The 19589-nt window shown below is 37.7% G+C and carries 21 protein-coding genes; 19 read left to right on the top strand and 2 right to left on the bottom strand.

Going from position 1 to position 19589, the window contains the following annotated elements; translation table 11 throughout:
• Positions 1-233 precede the first annotated feature (233 nt).
• From P9Q65_RS05455 to P9Q65_RS05370, 18 genes are all read left to right on the top strand, one after another.
• Complete coding sequence (locus tag P9Q65_RS05455) at positions 234-452, top strand: flagellar FlbD family protein (RefSeq protein WP_304508362.1); 219 nt, start codon at positions 234-236, stop codon at positions 450-452.
• A gap of 28 nt (positions 453-480) precedes the next feature.
• A complete protein-coding gene (locus P9Q65_RS05450; protein ID WP_304508361.1) occupies positions 481-1278 on the top strand; it encodes a motility protein A in 798 nt (265 codons plus the stop codon).
• Between the two features lie 69 nt (positions 1279-1347).
• Positions 1348-2163: an OmpA/MotB family protein gene (locus tag P9Q65_RS05445; protein ID WP_304508360.1), complete on the top strand. Its 816-nt coding sequence runs from the start codon at positions 1348-1350 to the stop codon at positions 2161-2163.
• A 74-nt stretch (positions 2164-2237) separates the two neighbouring features.
• Positions 2238-3242 carry a flagellar motor switch protein FliM gene (locus P9Q65_RS05440; protein WP_304508359.1) on the top strand — a complete coding sequence of 335 codons (1005 nt, stop codon included), beginning with the start codon at positions 2238-2240 and terminating at the stop codon, positions 3240-3242.
• Positions 3243-3263: 21 nt separating this feature from the next.
• Positions 3264-4577 carry a flagellar motor switch protein FliN gene (gene fliN, locus P9Q65_RS05435; protein WP_304508358.1) on the top strand — a complete coding sequence of 438 codons (1314 nt, stop codon included), beginning with the start codon at positions 3264-3266 and terminating at the stop codon, positions 4575-4577.
• 26 nt (positions 4578-4603) lie between these two features.
• The gene (locus P9Q65_RS05430; RefSeq protein WP_304508357.1) at positions 4604-4963 is read left to right on the top strand and encodes a response regulator; all 360 of its coding nucleotides are present in this window, start codon (positions 4604-4606) and stop codon (positions 4961-4963) included.
• Positions 4964-5002: 39 nt separating this feature from the next.
• The gene (fliO, locus tag P9Q65_RS05425) at positions 5003-5335 is read left to right on the top strand and encodes a flagellar biosynthetic protein FliO (RefSeq protein WP_304508356.1); all 333 of its coding nucleotides are present in this window, start codon (positions 5003-5005) and stop codon (positions 5333-5335) included.
• Between the two features lie 61 nt (positions 5336-5396).
• Entirely contained in the window at positions 5397-6053 is a 657-nt protein-coding gene (gene fliP, locus P9Q65_RS05420) for a flagellar type III secretion system pore protein FliP (RefSeq protein WP_304508355.1), read from the top strand.
• A 15-nt stretch (positions 6054-6068) separates the two neighbouring features.
• Positions 6069-6326: a flagellar biosynthesis protein FliQ gene (gene fliQ / locus P9Q65_RS05415; protein ID WP_304508354.1), complete on the top strand. Its 258-nt coding sequence runs from the start codon at positions 6069-6071 to the stop codon at positions 6324-6326.
• A 169-nt stretch (positions 6327-6495) separates the two neighbouring features.
• Positions 6496-7260, top strand: coding sequence for a flagellar biosynthetic protein FliR (locus tag P9Q65_RS05410; protein ID WP_304508353.1), 765 nt, complete (start codon positions 6496-6498; stop codon positions 7258-7260).
• Between the two features lie 109 nt (positions 7261-7369).
• Positions 7370-8434, top strand: a complete 1065-nt coding sequence (gene flhB / locus P9Q65_RS05405; protein ID WP_304508352.1) for a flagellar biosynthesis protein FlhB — start codon at positions 7370-7372, stop codon at positions 8432-8434.
• 18 nt (positions 8435-8452) lie between these two features.
• The gene (gene flhA / locus P9Q65_RS05400; RefSeq protein WP_304508351.1) at positions 8453-10510 is read left to right on the top strand and encodes a flagellar biosynthesis protein FlhA; all 2058 of its coding nucleotides are present in this window, start codon (positions 8453-8455) and stop codon (positions 10508-10510) included.
• Positions 10511-10523: 13 nt separating this feature from the next.
• The gene (locus tag P9Q65_RS05395; protein WP_304508350.1) at positions 10524-11291 is read left to right on the top strand and encodes a sigma-70 family RNA polymerase sigma factor; all 768 of its coding nucleotides are present in this window, start codon (positions 10524-10526) and stop codon (positions 11289-11291) included.
• Between the two features lie 23 nt (positions 11292-11314).
• A complete protein-coding gene (locus P9Q65_RS05390; protein WP_304508349.1) occupies positions 11315-12067 on the top strand; it encodes a flagellar hook-basal body protein in 753 nt (250 codons plus the stop codon).
• Between the two features lie 126 nt (positions 12068-12193).
• A complete protein-coding gene (locus P9Q65_RS05385) occupies positions 12194-12967 on the top strand; it encodes a flagellar hook-basal body protein (protein WP_304508348.1) in 774 nt (257 codons plus the stop codon).
• A gap of 31 nt (positions 12968-12998) precedes the next feature.
• Positions 12999-13625 carry a chemotaxis protein CheC gene (locus tag P9Q65_RS05380; protein WP_304508347.1) on the top strand — a complete coding sequence of 209 codons (627 nt, stop codon included), beginning with the start codon at positions 12999-13001 and terminating at the stop codon, positions 13623-13625.
• The gene (locus P9Q65_RS05375) at positions 13618-14103 is read left to right on the top strand and encodes a chemotaxis protein CheD (protein WP_304508346.1); all 486 of its coding nucleotides are present in this window, start codon (positions 13618-13620) and stop codon (positions 14101-14103) included. Before P9Q65_RS05380 ends, P9Q65_RS05375 begins: the two co-directional genes overlap by 8 nt.
• A gap of 288 nt (positions 14104-14391) precedes the next feature.
• On the top strand, positions 14392-15315 hold the full coding sequence (locus tag P9Q65_RS05370; RefSeq protein WP_304508345.1) for a chemotaxis protein: 924 nt from the start codon (positions 14392-14394) through the stop codon (positions 15313-15315).
• A gap of 80 nt (positions 15316-15395) precedes the next feature.
• Here P9Q65_RS05370 and P9Q65_RS05365 read toward each other — a convergent pair whose 3' ends face one another.
• Together P9Q65_RS05365 and P9Q65_RS05360 are read right to left on the bottom strand one after the other, a co-directional pair.
• Positions 15396-16133 carry a late competence development ComFB family protein gene (locus tag P9Q65_RS05365; RefSeq protein ID WP_304508344.1) on the bottom strand — a complete coding sequence of 246 codons (738 nt, stop codon included), beginning with the start codon at positions 16131-16133 and terminating at the stop codon, positions 15396-15398.
• A gap of 87 nt (positions 16134-16220) precedes the next feature.
• On the bottom strand, positions 16221-16994 hold the full coding sequence (locus P9Q65_RS05360; protein WP_304508343.1) for a ParA family protein: 774 nt from the start codon (positions 16992-16994) through the stop codon (positions 16221-16223).
• Between the two features lie 130 nt (positions 16995-17124).
• On the opposite strand from P9Q65_RS05360, the gene fliD reads away from it, so the two are divergent.
• The gene (gene fliD, locus P9Q65_RS05355; protein ID WP_304508342.1) at positions 17125-19569 is read left to right on the top strand and encodes a flagellar filament capping protein FliD; all 2445 of its coding nucleotides are present in this window, start codon (positions 17125-17127) and stop codon (positions 19567-19569) included.
• The last annotated feature ends 20 nt before the right edge of the window (positions 19570-19589 follow it).

Raw genomic sequence — 19589 nt, 5'->3', positions numbered from 1 at the left:
TGCATTGGTTGCGGTTTACTACTCTTTTTAACTATAATTAATAAAGAATCGATGTAATTTGCAAAAACATCCGATATGATAGAGGCAGATGTACATTATAGTCCGGTAAAACGAATTATATGAGGAGCTATACTTCATAAAGATGGTGTTTTTTGAGGGATTACATGACGGAATTTAATTGTAAATACTATGTAAATAATTGGAACTATCTATGAGGATTTCGGGAGGTTTTTATGATAAAATTAACAAAGCTTAATGGCGAAAAATTTGTATTAAACTGTGAGCAGATTGTCTCAATTGAATGCATTCCGGAATCTAAAATTCTGTTGCATAATTTGAGTTTCTATATTGTGAGGGAAACACCGGATGAAATTATTGAAAAGTCAATTAAGTATTTATCGGCAATTCATTCCATGAATATTACCCCTAAGGTGAGAAACGTGAATTTGTGAAATAGAAATAAGGCTTTGGAGGCGAATTATGGACATTACAACTTTCCTGGGCATTATAATAGGGTTGGCACTTGTTATATTTGGTATTGGCTTTAAGGATTTGGGCAACTTTTGGGAGCCCCAGAGTATTATGATTGTTATAGGCGGAACCTTTGCAGCTTTAGTTGCAAGTTATCCGGCCAGAGTATTAAAACAATTGCCAAAGCAGTTCAAAATATTACTGAAAAATCCTTATAATGCTATGGAATTTATTGAACAACTACATGAATTGGCAATTATTGCGCGTAAGAGCGGACTTCTTGCATTAGAAGAAAAAGCTAATTCAATGCAAGATCCTTTTTTTCGAGAGGGGTTAATGTTGATTGTTGATTCCACAACACCCCAACAAGTGAATGAAATATTGGATAATACATTGGAGCATATTGAGGAACGACATAGTGAAATTATTGAGTTTTATGAAAAGGGTGCAGGGTATGCTCCTGCATTTGGTATGGTTGGTACGCTGATAGGTCTGGTTAACATGTTAATGTCAATGAATATGGAAGACGGAGCGGACGGAATCAGTACTAATATGGGTATTGCGTTAATTACAACGTTTTATGGTTCTGTGCTTGCGAACCTGTTTTTTATGCCTATTGCCAAAAAACTAAGAGTGAGAAGTGATGAGGAAATTTTATGTAGGAAAATTATTATAGAGGGAATTTTGGCCATTCAAGCCGGCGAAAATCCTAACTTTTTGAAGGAAAAACTAATTACTTATTTACCCCAGTATGAAAAAGGAGGTAAAAAGAAAAAAGGCAAGGAGGAACCTCCCGAAGAAGAATAATCCAATAAGAAATTATTGTTAAATAAAATCTGATTGTGAATTTGTTTTATAATAAGGGGGTGTGCAGCTATGAAGAAAAAAGAAAAAAAAGGCGGGATTTCTAATGATTGGCTGAATACCTATAGCGATATGGTTACACTTCTTCTATGTTTCTTTGTATTGCTTTATTCAATCTCTTCTGTGGATAGTGCAAAGTGGAAGGAAATTGTAAAGAGTTTTAATCCTACGGATAAGGAAGTTAGTCAAATCGTTGAAAACTCCGAGGGGAGCTTGGGGAATTATGATCTCGAGGGAGGCTTTAACGGTGATGGGGAAGACACCATGTTTAACGATGAGTTCGATGAACTTTATTATAAGCTATCGAAATATGTTGAAATGAATGGACTTGATTCTGACGTTGAAATCAGCAAGGGAGAGGGGTTTACCTTTATTACCTTTAGAAACAACATTTTTTTCGATGGGAATAGCTATGTATTGAAGCAAGAGGGCAAAGATGTGCTTGATCAATTATGTTATGCCATAGAGGACGTTAGTGATTCTGTTAAGGAAATCCAGATACTAGGGCATACTTCTCAGGCAAGTCCAACGGAGCCGAATGAGGTTGTAAGTGATAGATTTTTATCATCAAACAGGGCCACAGAAGTTCTTGTATATATCCAAAAAAAGAATATTATTGGACCGGAAAAATTAGTTTCTACGGGGTTTGGGCAGTTCAGACCCATCAGTTCTTTTGCAACAAAGGAAAGCAGAGCCAAAAATAGGCGAGTAGAAATTCTAATTACCAAAAATGACAGTATTGTTAGATCTTTGGATAACTATTATAATGAAATTTATGGCGTTGAGGCTAATGAAACACAAACCGAGAATAGCCAAGACACGCAATAATAGCATTGGTTTGTTCAAGCTAACGGTAAAGGGGCCCGGGGTCCAATATAGAATGGTAGGGGTGAATGCTATAAATGTCTGAAGTTTTAAGCCAGAGTCAGATAGACGAGCTTCTTGCCTCAGTGATGGGCGGGGGCAGCGTTGAGGAAGATGTCTCTAAAGACACTGGCGAGAAATACCGAAAATATGATTTCTATAGTCCGAAAAAGTTTACGAAGGACAAATTAAATATAATCAAAAGTGCCCATGAGAATTATTGCAGGATCGCATCTTCTAGATTAAACAGTCTGCTTAGGATATCCAGCGAAGTTTCTCTTATTACGGTGGAAGAAGAGCGTTATTATGAGTTTAGCAATGCTTTATCTGATAATGATGCGCTAACTGTGATTAATGCGGATTTAGGGGGCAAGGCAGGTACGGGTACGTTGTTTATGCATATAACTACGCCGTTGATGCTTAGTATGATTGACCGAATGTTGGGGGGGATCGGTGAAGAACCTCAAAATATTTCTTCTCAATATTCATATACAGATATTGAACTTTTGTTATATGAGAATATTGCCAAGTACTTGGTTAAGGTTATGAAGGATGGTTGGGCGAATTATCTGGATATAGACTTTAAAATTGAAAAAGTAGAAACATCTCATGGAATGATGCAGGAAATAGGGATGGATGAAATTGTAGTGCTTGCCATTATTGAAGTAATGATTAATAATGTTGAGGGGAAAATAAATGTTTGTATCCCGGGTTCAATGTTAACAAATATTTTTGGACGTCTGGAGAGTAAAAAAAGCAGCACCGGTAAGTTGTCAGGAATTGATGTGGACACTACGTCTCAAGATATATTCGAATCTATCAAAGATACCAATTTGGAAGTTACGGCAAAAATTGGTGATGCGACGGTTATGCTGCAAGATATTTACGATCTGAAACAGGGTGACATCATAAATATGAATCGACCCCAAAACTCATACGTTGATATTTTTGTTGAAGACAATATTTGGTTCCAAGGGAAGCTGGGGGTATATAATAAAAATATGGCGGTGAGGATTAGTGAAACAAATGGCCACAAAGAATAGCAAAAGGGGGGATTTATAGTTATGGATGAGAAAATTTTTAGCTCATTAGAGATGGATGCGATTGGCGAAATTCTTAACATCAGTCTTGGAGCATCAGCCACAGCCGTCTCTACTATGCTTGATAGAAGAGTTGATATTACTGTTCCGAATGTAATGGTATCAGATAAGGACAATTTTGAGTTTACATATATGGAACCGGCAGTTGCCGTTGAAATAACCTATGTTTCGGGGTTAAGCGGTAGTAATATTATGTTGCTGAAAAGACACGATGTAAAGCTAATCGTTGAAATTTTAATGGGCATGGAAATTCCTGAAGAGGAATTTGAACTAAATGACATCAACATGAGTGCAATACGCGAGGTAATGAACCAGATGATGGGCGCATCTTCCACTGCTTTGGCAGAACTTCTGGGGGAGCCCGTTAATATTTCTACGCCAACCTCATTTGAAATCAATACGGTAGCGGAATTTAGCGAAAAGTATTTGCTGGATAACGAGTCTATGGTGGTTGTAAGGTTTTCTCTTAAGGTGGAAGATTCACTTGAGAGTGAATTTTTAAATATTATGTCCATTGATTTGACAAGGAAGCTTCTGTCATGTTTTGGATTAGGCCAAGAGGGAGAAACTGAGGTTTCAGAACAAGTCCAAGATACTGTGCCAGCAGTGGAAACGCAGGAAATGAACTATCAGAATTTCTTTGATGCTGAAGAAGAAACAGAAGAGCCATCTTCCAGTAGGATGATGAGCCAGGAAGAAATAGAAAAATTGTTAGCGCAAAGTTTCCAAAACGATACAAGTGACAACACACCTTCTGAACCGGAGAAGGTAGAAGTACAGCAAAATAACACTGTGGCTGCAAAAACAGAAAACACACCGGTAACGGCCAGTGAACAACCTGTTCAGGCCCAGCAAATGAATACACCGGCACCACAGCCTGTTCAGGCGCCCCAAATGAATACGCCGGTACCACAGCCCGTTCAGGCGCCTCAAATGAATGGTCCTGCTGCACAGCCTAAGGTAATCAATGTACAACCAAAGGCTGAATTACATAAAACCAAAGATGGCGGGGGAACTCAGGAACGTACAGAAAATCTTGAGTTGATTATGGATGTACCTCTGGAAATTTCCGTGGAAATTGGGCGCACCAAAAAGAATGTTCGGGAAATTCTCGAATACAACAAAGGTTCGCTGATTGTTCTGGATAAGCTTGCGGGTGAGCAAGTGGATATATATGTAAATGGACAATGTATTGCAAAGGGTGATGTAGTAGTAGTAGAGGATAATTTTGGTGTGCGTGTAACAGAAGTTTTAAAAAAATATAAGGTGACAGGTTAATATAGGGAAAGAGAGGAATGATTTAAATGTCTAAAATTTTATTGGTGGATGATGCTTCTTTCATGAGAATGATGATCAAGGATGCGCTAACAAAAAATGGTTATAGCGACATCTACGAAGCAGCAGATGGTGTGGAAGCAGTTGCGAAGTTTACGGAGGTTAAGCCTGATCTGGTAATTATGGATATTACCATGCCCAATATGGATGGTTTAGGTGCCCTCAAGGCAATCAAACAAATTGATCCCAATGCGAACGTAGTAATGTGTTCAGCTATGGGACAGGAAGCTATGGTTATTGAGGCAATCAAATCAGGTGCAAAGGACTTCATCGTAAAACCCTTTAAACCCGACAGAATTTTAAAGACAGTAACAACCGTGCTAGGTTAAGCTGAATAGGGGGAGAGACTGATTTTTGAAGATTATTTTATGATTTTTTTTACGCTGATTTTAGTAATTTTGATTTTATTTCTGAGCTATTGGTTTACAAAGTATATTGGTACGAAGGCCATGAAATTTCGGGCTTCTGGGCATATGCAGATTGTAGATAGGCTATCCATTTCTCAGGATAAATCCATTGTTATTTTGAAAGTGGAGAAAAAATACTACCTATTATCATTATCCCAAAGCGGCATTCATCTAATCAAAGAATTGGATGACATAGATGAACATACATTTCAAGACTTGGAAGAAATGCGTGGCAAAAAGGAATATGACTTCAAAGATGTTTTCTCGCAGTATTTTCCAAATAGAAAGAAATAACACATATTCGTCCTCAGGCTATGCTGTGGAATAGATGTATGTATTTACGAGGGAGTTTATCATGAATGATGCTTTTATTAATATAAACGGCGGACAAATGCAGACATTAGAGTTGATTTTAATGCTTACCGTTATTTCGCTGCTGCCATCCATTATAATCATGATGACGTCATTTACCAGAATTATTATTGTGATGTCTTTTTTGAGAAGTGCATTGGGGTTGCAGCAAACGCCACCAAATACGGTTTTGGTAGGTATTTCATTATTTCTTACCTTATTTGTTATGTCTCCGGTGATGAGCCAGATAAATGAAAATGCATACATACCTTATAAAAACGAGGAAATAAGCGGTCAAGAGGCATTGGATCGAGCCTCTGTACCCATGAAAACTTTTATGCTGAAGCAGACGGAAGTTGAAACGTTAGACATGTTTATGGAATTTTCTGGAGACGAGGCAACGGAGAAGTATGAAGACTTGCCCATGACGGTTATCATACCTTCATTTATTACCAGTGAGTTGAAAAGGGCGTTTATCATAGGATTCCTTTTACTTCTTCCGTTCTTGCTCATTGATATTGTGGTATCAAGTACATTGATGTCTATGGGTATGATTATGTTGCCGCCCGCTTTGATCTCATTACCGTTTAAAATATTATTGTTTATCACGGTAAATGGCTGGCAGTTATTATTCTCTACATTGATTAAAAGCTTTAATTAGTTGGGGGGATAATGTATGACAAATGGTGAAGCTTTAGATATTATGCGAGGGGCAATTGTTGTAGTCATGAAAATTGGAGGTCCCATCCTTCTTTTAAGTATGGTTGTTGGTGTTTTTATTTCTATCATACAGGCGGCAACCCAGATTCACGAACAAACAATTACCTTTGTACCCAAAATTTTAATTCTTGTTGTTGTTTGCTTGATCTGCGGTCCATGGATGCTTGAAACGTTACAGGATTTTCTTTATGAAGTATTCAAACTTATGATATAACTGAAAGTAGGGGGCTGCCGTCTTTTTGGCGGTGGCACTTTGTAACAAATTTACTGAAATCATAAACAAAAGCGCAAAAGAGATGCAGGGCTTTATGTACTGTGAGTAAAACTATGGAATAAAAGAAATACATTCCGTAATGAAATGTAATTTCGGAGGCATGGAACAGATGGATTATTTTGAAAATTTTGTGTTTTTCTCATTTGTTTTAATGAGAATGTCTGGGTTTATTTTATTAAATCCTATTTTCGGGAGAAAAAATATTCCCACAATTATAAAATCCGGACTGGTTCTTGCTTTATCCATGATTGTTTTTACATCTTTGCCGCAACAGCAGATGCAGATCTCGGGAATGTTTGAATACGGCATTCTTTTGCTGAAGGAGTTTGCCGCCGGAACTGCTGTTGGTTTTGTAATGAGCTTATTTTTATTTGTAATTATTTTTGCCGGGGAAGTCATTGATATGCAGCTGGGTTTATCCATGTCAAAGGTGTTTGATATGCAGAGTAATGCTTCCATCGCGCTAAGTGCTACATATTATAATATTTTGTTTATGCTTTTGTTTTTTGCAACAGATGCCCATTTGGCAATTATTCGTATTTTATTGAATTCCGGTGATGTAGTTCCCTACGGACAGATAGTATTTGGGCAGAATGTGGCACAGGCCATATTGGATACTTTCATATTGTGTACCGAGTTAGCATTGAAAATGGCATTTCCCATTATCGCAATCGAATTTCTTTGCGCTGTGGGAATGGGAATTTTAATGAAAGCCATTCCCCAGATTAATGTTTTTGTTGTGGATATTCAGCTTAAAATTTTTGTGGGTCTGGTAGTAATTTTTTTAATATTTTCACCTATGTCTGATTTTTTAAATCAATTGGTGATTGCTATGGTGGATGGTGTGAGGTATGTTTTAAGTCAGATGGCTTAGGGCTCTTGTTATATGAATGGGTTTAGGTATTTTGCCAATGTTTTCATGTAAAATGTAAGAATGATTTTTTGTTCCGAAAAGAAGGAATTAGCAAAAAGGGGGGAGAACATTGGCAGCTGATTCAAAAACCGAAAAGGCCACGCCCAAGCGAAGGCAAGACGAGCGAAAAAAAGGTAATGTTTTAATTAGTAAGGATGTTATTGCCGTTGCATCTCTAATGGGAACCTTCTTTACTATGAAAATAATGTTTCCTCAGATGATTGAGAATGTTAGGGATTTTTTTTACAAGGTGTTTGCTTATGCACAAAACCGCACAGATGTTACGGATGGCTTTGTAATGCAAATAACAAAGGAAACAATGGTTGCTTTTTTACAAATTGCTGCACCTATCATCTGTATCTCTGGATTTCTTTCTATCATTGCTACTGTTGCCCAGACCAAACCCATATTTGTTACTGATAGCTTAAAACCGAAATTTAACAGAATTAACCCTCTTGAAGGAATAAAAAGACTGTTTTCCATAAAAAGTTTATTTGATGTTATCAAAGGTATTATAAAAATTACTATATTAATTGTAATACTGTATTCTTTTATTTCCCATAGTATTTTAACGGTTACTCGTACTTTGCAGATGGATGTAACACCATCCTGCGTTATGATTTTAGATTTGACAATGTCTTTGGTATTTAAGATATGCATGGCTTTTATAGCCATATCTGTGTTTGACTACTTTTTCCAGTGGTGGGAATATGAACGTCAAATTAAGATGTCCAAGCATGAGTTGAAAGAAGAATATAAGCAAATGGAAGGGGATCCTCAGATAAAGAGTAAGATTAGAGAGGTTCAGCGTAAGATGGCAATGTCTCGAATGATGCAGGCGGTGCCCAACTCCGACGTTGTAATTAAGAACCCTACCCATTATGCAGTAGCCTTAAAATATGATTTGGAAAAAGACGGTGCGCCAATTCTTTTGGCAAAGGGGCAGGATCAAGTTGCACTTCGTATTATTAAAACAGCGGAGGAGAACAATGTTTATGTTCTTGAAAATAAACCCCTAGCCCGGGCAATCTATGCCACTACCGATATTAATCAAGAAATACCCGCAGATTTTTATGGAACCGTTGCGGAAATATTAGTGCATGTTTACAAGTTGAAAAACAAGAAGCTACTTTAGATCGAAATGGTGTGAGATATGAAAAAGATATTACAAAACGCAGTTTCATTATTTGTAATAGTAATTGTATTACTGTTAATTATTCCGCTGAATCCCTTTGTGTTGGATATATTATTTATTCTTAATATATCCGTTTCCCTTATCATTTTACTGATTACCATGAATATAAAGGAGTCTTTGGAATTTTCTATTTTTCCATCATTGCTTTTGATTACGACACTTTTTCGTCTTGGACTGAATGTATCTTCAACCAGATTGATTCTGACCGAAGCGGGCTCAGCCGGAGAGGTTATTAAAGCCTTCGGTAGCTTCGTTTTACGGGGGAATGTGGTGGTAGGTACAATTATATTCATTATTATTGTACTTGTTCAGTTTATTGTTATTTCCAAAGGTGCCGAGCGTGTTGCAGAGGTTGCAGCCAGGTTTACCTTGGATGCTATGCCAGGGAAACAGATGGCAATTGATGCCGACTTAAATTCAGGGCTTATCACGGAAGAAGAAGCAAAAATAAGAAGATATAAAATTCAAAAAGAAGCGGACTTCTATGGTGCAATGGATGGTGCCACGAAAATTGTAAAAGGCGATGCCATTATGTCTATTATCATTACGGTAATTAACTTTGGTGCAGGTGTGGTCATCGGTCTGGTACAATCCGGCATGAGCTTTTCCGAAGTATTACAGATTTATTCTATCGCCACCATTGGCGATGGCTTGGTATCTCAGATTCCGGCCTTGTTAATTTCCACAGCTACAGGTATGATTGTTACAAGAGCAGTATCAGACGGAAGTTTGAATACTGATGTGGCCGCACAGTTTTTAGCACAGCCACAGGCTCTGATCATAGGCGGATCTATTGTAGGGGTTCTTGCTGTAGTTCCGGGAACACCTACCATTCCATTGATATTAACTTCGGCAATGCTTCTATCCTTAGGTATTTATGTTCAAAGAAATATGAAGCTTGCTATTGCCCAAGAAACTGAGGTGCAGGAAGCCCAGTATACGCAGGAAATGCCTAGTGAAGAGGATTACTATAAAGACGTAAACAATATTTATCCGTTGTTGAATGTTGAACCGGTGGAAATGGAATTTGGTTACAGCTTAATTCCTTTGGTTGATGATGCAGGCGGAGGAAAATTAATTAATAGAATTGTTATTTTCAGACGGCAATATGCCCAGGATATGGGATTTGTTATCCCTTCCATTCGTCTTCGGGACAGTGCTTCCCTAAATCCAAACCAATATACTGTAAAGGTAAAGGGGGAAGTTATAGCATCTGGGGAGATTCTTGTGGATTATTATTTAGCCATTGAACCAACAGAACCGGCGGGAGAAATTGATGGCATTGATACCATTGAGCCTGCCTACGGAATCCCCAGTAAATGGATATTGCCCGATAATAAAGAGTTGGCGGAAATATACGGATATACGGTAATTGACCCTCTTTCCGTTATGGTGACACATTTATCAGAGGTGGTTTCTCAACATTCTTATGAGTTATTATCCAGAGCGGAAGTTTTGCAGCTTATTGAAAATGTAAAAGCACATATTCCTGAACTTGTGGAGGAGGCTTTTCCCAATATTATATCCTACAGCAGTTTTCAAAAGATTTTGTCAAATCTTTTGAAAGAGGGTGTGCCTATTAAAGACTTGGTTACCATTATAGAAACCATTGCAGACTCTGCCGCTGCGACAAAGGATTTAGATATAATTACTGAAAATATTAGGGTGGCCTTAAAGCGTACCATTACCCGTAAGTTCTGCGAAGGAGGCCAGATGAAGGTAATTACCTTGGATGCAGAGTTGGAAAAGGTTATCGTATCAAGTATGGCAAAAAGTGAGCATGGTGTATATCTGTCGCTAAGCCCTGATGTTTTGCAGAAAGTGTTGATGCAGGTTTCAGAGAATATCAAAAAGTTCAATGATATTTCCATCAAACCGGTCATATTGACAAGCCATGTAGTGAGAGTTTATTTCTATCGTTTAATAGAGCAGTTCTATCCCAATGTTAGTGTAATTTCGTTTAATGAGATAGCAAATAATGTTCAAATCCAATCTATTGGAAATATTGTGTTATAGCATAGGAGCGAGAATGATATTGAAGAAAAAACGCAATGAAATGACAAATGAAGAGCTATTTGCAGAATACAAAGTAACCGGTGATTTGACAGTTAAAAATGAGCTGGTTTTAAGGTATGTGCATATTGTAAAAAACGTGGCAATTCAAATGCGTGGCATTTATAATGATTTTACGCAAATAGACGATATTGTAAATGAAGGCGTTCTCGCGTTAATGAGTTCCATTGATAAATTTGATATGGACAAGAATGTGAAGTTTGAGAGCTTTATTTCAAAACGCATACGGGGAATTGTTATTGATATTGCAAGAAAAAACGATTGGGTTCCCAGGAGCGTACGTAAGGCCGCAAAGGATATGGACCGAGCTACCGGTGAGCTTTATTCTGAATTAGGCAGGATGCCCACAGATGAGGAAATGGCAGCGTTTTTGAATATCTCTTTGGAGAAATACTACGAAGATTTAAGAAAAACCAATCTTATGAACGTCCTTTCCTTTGAAATGCTTTTGGAGGAAACGGAAAATGGCGGTTATAACAAGCAAATTATGAATACCAACATGGAAACCATGCCGGAGCATCATCTGGATAGTTTGGAATTGGAACAAGAAATCAAAAGGGGCTTAGAAACTCTTAGAGAAAAGGAAAAACTTGTTGTTTCTCTTCATTATGTTCATGATTTAAATATGAAAGAGATTGCTGCTGTTCTAGGGGTAAGCGAACCTAGAATTTCACAAATACATTCCAATGCATTAAGGAAACTTAGACTTTTTTTGCAAGAGTAATTGCTGTTTTGGGGAGGTAAAATATGTTTAAAGGATTTTATAACTTATCATCAAGTATGCTTACACAGAACAAAAACCTGAATGTGATTAGTAATAATTTATCGAATGTTTCCACCAGCGGTTATAAGTCGGATAGCATGGTTTCAGGAACCTTCAAGGATGCGGTGATGTCCAGGTCGGGCAACAACATGATCGGAGCGGACGGAACTCCCTTGGGTAATTCATCTATGATTACGGTGCCCTATGAAACAGTAACGGATTTTTCCCATGGGGGTTGGGAGCAGACCGGCAGTGTATTGGATTTTGCCATTGACGGAAAGGGCTTTTTTGAAGTTGACAGGCAGGGAGAAAAGGTTTATACCCGAAATGGTTCCTTTAGCCTTGATGATGAAGGTTATATTGTACTCCAAGGGATTGGACGGGTTAGCGGCAGCGGTGGCCCTATTCGCATGACTACCGATGATTTTCAAGTGCAGCCCGATGGAAGAATTTATGATGCTTCAGGCAATTTGATTTCAAAACTGAAGATTGTAGAGTTTAATAACTATGATAACCTGACTAAGGTTGACGAAGGTGTTTTCACCAGTGGAGACAATCCACAAAATTCAGATTCCACAGTAATGTGGAAGTATGTGGAAGCCTCTAATGTAGACCCCATTCGAGAAATGACGGATATGATGGTAAGCCAAAGAACACTACAAAGTGCAGCACAGCTATTGAAGATGTATGATTCCATGGCTTCCAAAGCGGCAACGGAAATCGGTAGAGTGCAGTAACTTGATTTGTAAATTCGTTTTTTGAAAGCGCAAGGAATTACAAGTAAAAATGTAACCGTCAGTGATTAGTGGTGAGATTTTGATATGATTTTACCCAATGTTTTACTTGCAAAGGAGGATAGCGTTATGGAGATGTCATTTTATACTGGAAAACTTGGTGCATCGGCCCAGCAAACAAGATTGGATGTAGTTGCAAATAATATTGCAAATGTGAATACAGCCGGGTACAAATCAAAAAGTTTATGTTTCTCTGATTTGATGTATAATAATATGGCGGGAGTAGATGGTCAAGATTCCAACGTAATGTCAGGTAGTGGTGTGAAGCCGGAAAAAACAAACATTTCTTTTGAAAATGGCAGCGTAAATTTTTCCGATTCTCAATTGGATTTTTCCATTGAAGGACCAGGTTTTTTTGCGCTACAGAATCCCCAAACAAAGGAATATTATTATACTAGAAACGGTAGTTTTGTATTGTCTGAAAAAGAAGATGGTTTTTATTTAGCATCAAAAGAGGGATATTTTGTAATTGGAAAGAACGGAGATCCCATTCGAATTAAAGCCGGTAACACAGAAGTGACGGGTGAGGAAACGGATAAGGATGGCAACCCCTTGGAAGGCGAGGCAGTTGCTTTGGAGGATGCAGAACCGGCTGTATTCAATTTCCCTAAATTGGAGGGTATGCTGAGTATTGGAGACAGCAATTTTATTCCCGTTGAAAAAAACGGAGAGTCTTTTCTTGTTGAAGCAAAGGTTACCAGAGGAAGCTTTGAAGGTTCAAATGTAGATATTGCAAAGGAATTTGCTAAAGTGGTTGAGGCACAAAGAGCTTATCAGTACTCCCTTAGAATGGTTAAAACAACGGATGAGATTCAGGAATTAACAAATAATTTGAGACAATAGTAAAAATAAACTTTAGATGGTTGGTGGAAAGATGAAAATCAATAGTTATCAGGAAATGAATGGATTTGCCTTAGATATGCTGCGAGAAATCGGAAGTATTGGCACGGGGAATGCAGCAACGGCACTCTCTACAACACTATCTGCAAAAATAGCCATGTCGTTGCCGGAAGTAAAAATTATGGGATATAATCAGGTAATTGATTTTTTAGGCGGACCCGAAAAAATCGTATCTGCAGTACTGGTGCATATGACCGGCGAGTTTAGTGGGATTATGCTCTACTTATTGGATTTTGACTTTGTAAACATTGTTTTTGAACGGCTTTCCCTTGGTAAAATTGAACGTTTTGAGGATATTGATGAAATAAGATCATCTGCAGTAGCGGAGATAAGCAATATTATTATTTCTTCTTATGCCAACGCAGTATCTCAGCTTAGCAATATCTCAATAAATCTTTCTGTACCTGCCATGACAATCAATATGTTGGGTGGAATCATGTCCGTACCTATGATAGAATATGGGTATGTTACTGACAAAATTATGATTGTTGATGGAAAATTTATTTATAATGGGGGAGAGATGACGAGTAATTTAATTATGCTGCCGGATATTAAGTCGTTGAATTTTTTATTGAATAAGCTGGGTGTTATAAATGGGTAAGGAGATTACAGTTGGGATTGCGGATATGAAGTTTACCAGAATGGAGGGGCGTCTCATTACATATGCCCTTGGCTCATGTGTAGGGGTTTGTTTATATGATCCTATTGCAAAAGTTGGAGCCATGGTACATGTAATGCTTCCTAAAAAGTTAGAAAACAGTGTGGATTCAAATGTTTTTAAATTTGCCGATACAGGAATACGTGCTACGATTAAAAAAATGGAAGTTTTCGGTGCGGTGAAAAGACGCCTTACTGCAAAAATTGCAGGTGGGGCGAAAATGTTCGATATCCCCGGGGGAGGAGCCTTGGGAAATATCGGTCAGCGGAATATAGAAAGTGTTCGTCAAACCTTAAGGGAAGAGGGAATCCCTATTATTGCCGAGGAGGTAGGGGCGAACTATGCAAGAACTTTGGTTTTTGATTGCAGTAATGGACAAGGTAATATCAGATCATTTGGCAGGAAAGAAATTATTTTTTAGCGGTCTTTCACGCAAGTCCACATTTCTTTATTTAGTGGTTATTTATAAAATGTATGCAGTAAGGGAATGGGCTTTAGCCGAAAAGAATGGGGTTTTAAACACCTTACCTTTCGTAATATGAAATAATTTTATGAATATTTACAGCTTTGCTTTTTTTTGTGAGAATTTGTGGTATTATGTAAGGAGAAAGTATTTATAAAGAATCACAAGTATGTAGTTTCGGTTTAATTGTTAAATTTCTAATGCTGTAGAAAGAAGAGATAACTACAATGTAATGGAGGAATACATATGGGCGTAATAAACAAGGGTGAAATTTTACTTGAAACAGGAACAAATGAGATAGAAATAATGGAATTCAAAATTAATAATAAGCTATACGGAATCAATGTTGCCAAAGTGCGGGAAATTATGGTGGCAGAATCTGTTACAGCAATGCCTTTGGCTCATCCTGTGGTAGAAGGTGTTTTTAAGCCAAGAGGATCGGTTATTACTGTGGTTAATCTAGCTAAATATTTGTTCGGGAATGAAAAATCCCAAGAAGAACGGGATTTATTTATTGTGACAAATTTTAATAAGATGCATATTGCCTTCCGTGTAGATAGCGTAGAGGGAATCTTCAGGCTTTCTTGGACAGATATTCAAAAACCCGATAAGACCGTTAGCGGCGGGGAAGAAGGGGTTTCTACGGGCATAACGGAAATAAGCGGGAACTTAGTTGTTATTTTGGATTTTGAAAAAATAGTATCTGAAATTGCGCCGCGTACGGGAATACAAGCAGAGGATATTAGTAAGTTGGGGGAAAGAAAAACAAATGATGATCCCATTATTCTTGCTGAAGATTCTGTATTATTGTCTAAAATGATATTGGAATGTTTACATACAGCAGGCTACAAAAACATCTTAAAGTTTGATAATGGGCAAGAGGCTTGGGATTATTTAAGGACAATTCAGGACGAGAAAAGCTTGGCTGAAAAGGTTTCACTGGTAATTACAGATATTGAAATGCCTGCTATGGATGGTCATAGACTGACAAAATTAATTAAAAGCGACAAAATTTTGAAGGAAATACCTGTTATTATTTTTTCCTCTTTGATTAATGATGAGCTATATGTGAAGGGAAAACAAATTGGGGCGGATGAGCAGATTAGTAAGCCGGAAATTGGAAGTTTGGTTGAAGTGATTGATCATTTGCTTGAGAAAAATAAAGAATAGAAAATGTTTAAGGCAGTCATTTAAGTGAACAATAAAAAGCAGACACTTTTATGTCTGCTTTTTATTGTTGTTAATTTTGATTAATGAAGAGGCTTTTGTTTTACAACAACACAAGCGTTGGATAATTGGGCTGTAACTGCGGTTTTAAACTTTTCCCTGTAAAAACTGAGTAGTGGGATGATGCGTGGATTGTCGGTAACAACATACTTGGCAGGAAGATTGGTCAAGGCGATTGCAATCACATCAGCAGTGCATCTTGGGCAAGTGCAAATATCAAACATTGTTTGAAACTCTTCCAGTCTTTCCAGTACAAGTTTCTCATAGACATTTACATAATGAAACTCTGGTGTTGGTAATGTTTCTGAGATTTGTACAGTATTATTTTTGTAGGAGGGCATGGGAGTATTTTCTGCTTCCATTTGGTTTTCAGCAGGAATTTTGTTTTCTGTTTCTGCTTCCAAATTGTTTTTAGCAGGATATTCTGTCCTCTCTTGTTCTGTGTCGGAGCCTGGCGTGGGCTGGGAATTGATTTCAGGCATGTTTTGCTGTGTTGTTTCTTCGTTCTTTGGCAATTCATCCTTTTCCTCAGGGGTTAGAGATGTTTTTTCATCTTGTTCCACAAAAGCTTTCAGGTTTTCATCAATCTCTTCGGAGATGGATTTATCATTTGAGGGTTCAATGCCCATAAACAATAAATCATTTGAGACATCAGAACCTGTATTATCGATTTTCATTTGTTCTTCCATAGCTTGATGTTCATCCTTAGCCTTAGAGATCAGGTTAAGGACATGGGCGGTTTTGTTCGTTTTACGCGCCATTATAATACCTCTTTTCGATTATGTTTAGACTAAATTGATACAAAAAACATTGAAAATAATCTACTTTCAACTGTATTGGGATTGCGTTTAATTGCTGGGAGCTTTGCATCGAATCAAAACCTCTTCAATAAAGTTTACATAATCTAAAGTTGGCTTTGATCTGGGGGCATATAAAAGAACGCAGGCTCCATGGGCAGGAGATTCGGCAACAGCTACGCTGGATCTGATTTTTGCTGAAAACACAGAAGTATTCAGCTGGTTAGCTATTTCACCGGCCAACTCTGCAACTTCATTTGCCAGATTGGTACGACTATTATATTTTGTAAGCAATAATCCCAAAACATTCAGTTTGGCGTTATAGAACTTTCTTACGGTTTGTGCTGTTTCTTTCAGCTGACTTACTCCCAAAAGGCTTAAAATTTCGGGGACCATGGGTACGATAAGGTGATCCGAACAAACGTAAGCATTCACTGTTAATATATTTAATGCGGGGGGAGTATCAATTATTATAAAATCATATTTGTCCATTACGGGTTCTAGGGCTTCTTTTAAAAGATACTCTCTACCGGAGCGGTTAAATTCAATCTCTGCACTACTTAATAATATATTTGAAGGAATAATATCGCCGAATTCTGTTTTTTGTATAACATCCTCAATATTTGCTGTACCCCGAAAAACATCATAAATTGTTTCTGTATTTTCTATATCCAGTCCCAGAGAGAAGCCGAGGTTTCCCTGGGGATCAAGGTCGATTCCAAGAACTTTATATTCTTGAAGTGATAAGCCGGTTATAAGGGTAGCAGTAGTTGTTGTTTTTCCTACGCCGCCTTTTTGATTGGTTAATGTAATGATTACTGACACGAGTATCACCTCATAATTTATTATTTGTGAAACTGAACTATTAATAAAAGTATACTATATGTCGAAAAATAAGTATAGAGGAAAATTAGTTAAGAGTATAGAGGAAACGTTTTATTATAAGGAGGATACTATGGCAACGATAAATAGCCTTACATCAACATCGTCCAGTAGTAATGCATATGGGAGTACAACGAAGGGCATTGGCGGTCTTGTTAGTGGTTTAGATACTGATGAAATAATTGATGGGATGACCATTGCAACAAGAAGTAAAATTGCAAAACAAAAGCAAAGTAAAACGTTATTGTCATGGAAAACAGATGCGTATCGTGCAATCAGTGATAAGCTGGTTAGTTTCGCAGATAAATACACATCTTATTCATCCGGTACAAATTTAAATAGTTCTGGTTTTTATTCAAGAAGTGTCATAACAGCCACGGGTGAGAACGGTGATTGTGTTTCTGTTACCGGGAAAGTAAGCAGTGGGCAGCAGCTTTCCATAGAAGGGATCAAGCAGTTAGCTCAAGATGCAAGTTTTACCACAACTGAAGCACTGTCAAATAACTATATACAAACAGATGCAATTAATTTTGGTACTGAGGACTCCTGTACTTTGGTGGGAAAAAGCTTTACTGTTAAATATGGGAGTACAAGTTATTCTGTCACCATGCCTGAAAAAGAAGGCGGGGGGCTATATACCAGTGCTGCTGAGGTTGCTGCCGGGATCACGAAAGCGTTAGAAAAAGTTGATATTGGTAGTGGAAAGAATCTTAGCGACGTAATGAGCGTAACTGCAAGCGGAGAAACTCTAAACTTTAAAAATATTGATGGAATTGGGAATGAATTAAAAATTACCAGTGGAGACTCAGAATTATTGAGTCACTTAGGGATAAATTCTGGTAATGCCACGATTGTTGATCAAAGCATTACAGATGGAGGTTTGGATGCTGCTGGGGCAATTAATCCTGATGACCTTCATGAAAATACAACTTTTAAAGATCGAATGCTAAATAAAAGCCTTATATTTGAATACAATGGGGAAAAACAAACTATTACATTTGATGATGAAACAAAATTAAACGAAACGGATTTTCTAGGATATTTGCAGGAAAAGTTAGATACGGCCTTTGGTAATGGAAGAATTCAATTAACGCAGGATGCAGACAATAAAATTCAAATGAAAACAATTTTGCCCTCTGGAGTTGAGGATAATTCATCCGTATTGTATGTTACCAGTTCTTCTCTTGGTGTACTAGGCGAAGGAAGCGTTTTTGGCATTGAAAATGGTGCAATAAATAAAGTAAGTTTAACCAGTTCCCTTGAAGAATCCGGAATAAAAGATGTGGAGAGTGCTGGACTTGTAGATGGTACTGAGTACGAAATTAGGATTAATGGGGCAAGCATTAAATTTACATATAAAGAAGGCGAAACTACGATCAATGATATCTTATCTGCAATCAATTCCAATGAGGATGCGGATGTAAACATTTCCTATCAAGCAAACAGCGACTCCTTTTCTGTTGTTTCAACCCAACATGGGGCATCTGGTTCTGTAGAAATTGGCGGCTCGGGTGGAGAGCTTAATGCGATGGAGCGACTGCTGTTCGGCAAACGTGATGGAGATGGAAAAATTGATCCGGTAAGCAACGAGGTTAATGGAAAAACAGTGGAAGGTCAAGATGCTATCATCCTTGTTGACTTTGACGGGGAAGGCGGCGCCGATGCCATGGAAATTGCCCGTGGAACCAATTCCTTTTCTCTAAATGGTATGAAAATCGTGGCAAAGGAAACGTTTGGCTATGAAGAAAATGGCTTGGGAGAATTAGAATATGTTGAAGGAACTGAAGCAATTAAGTTTGATGCCAGTGCTGATACAGATAAAATAGTAGATGCCATTAAAAATATGGTGACTGCTTATAATGAAATGGTAGAAGCAAGCAATACTGCCATACAAGAAAAACGTGATCGTGATTATGCACCTCTTACCGATGAACAAAAAGAGGACATGTCTGACTCTGAAATTGAAGCTTGGGAAACAAAGGCAAAAAAAGGTATGCTTTTCGGAGATTCGGATGTTTCTAATTTAGCCAATGATTTAAGGTTTGTTTTTATGAATACAAGCTCTGATGGGTTTACTTTGGCAGACATTGGAATTACTATTTCTTCAGATTGGGAAGATAATGGTAAAATAACCCTAGATGAGTCAAAGTTAGAGTCAGCACTTCAAGAAGATCCGGAAAATGTGAAACAAATGTTTACCGATGAGATGGAAGATGGAAACCTTTTAACTGGTGGGTTCATGGCAAGAATGAAGTTTATAACAGATAAGTATGCGTCTACCGTAGGAGCAACAAAAGGAATTCTTGTGGAGAAGGCTGGAAATTCTTCATCTCCAAGTTCATTATTGAAAAATACCCTCCAGACAAAAATGGATGATATTGATGATATCATTGAAACCTTGGAAGATAAGTTGGAAACAGAGCGAACAAGATACCAAAATCAATTTACACAATTAGAGGTGATGATGCAGAAGCTAAATTCCCAGAGTGGTTGGTTGTCAGACTATAGTAGCTATTAATTCGTTGAAAGGATTGACGA

The organism is Anaerotignum sp., from assembly GCF_030625865.1.
In the GTDB taxonomy this organism is placed as follows: domain Bacteria; phylum Bacillota; class Clostridia; order Lachnospirales; family Anaerotignaceae; genus Chakrabartyella.
Note: the sequence above shows the minus strand (reverse complement) of the source record. Positions and strands in the feature narration are given on the sequence as shown.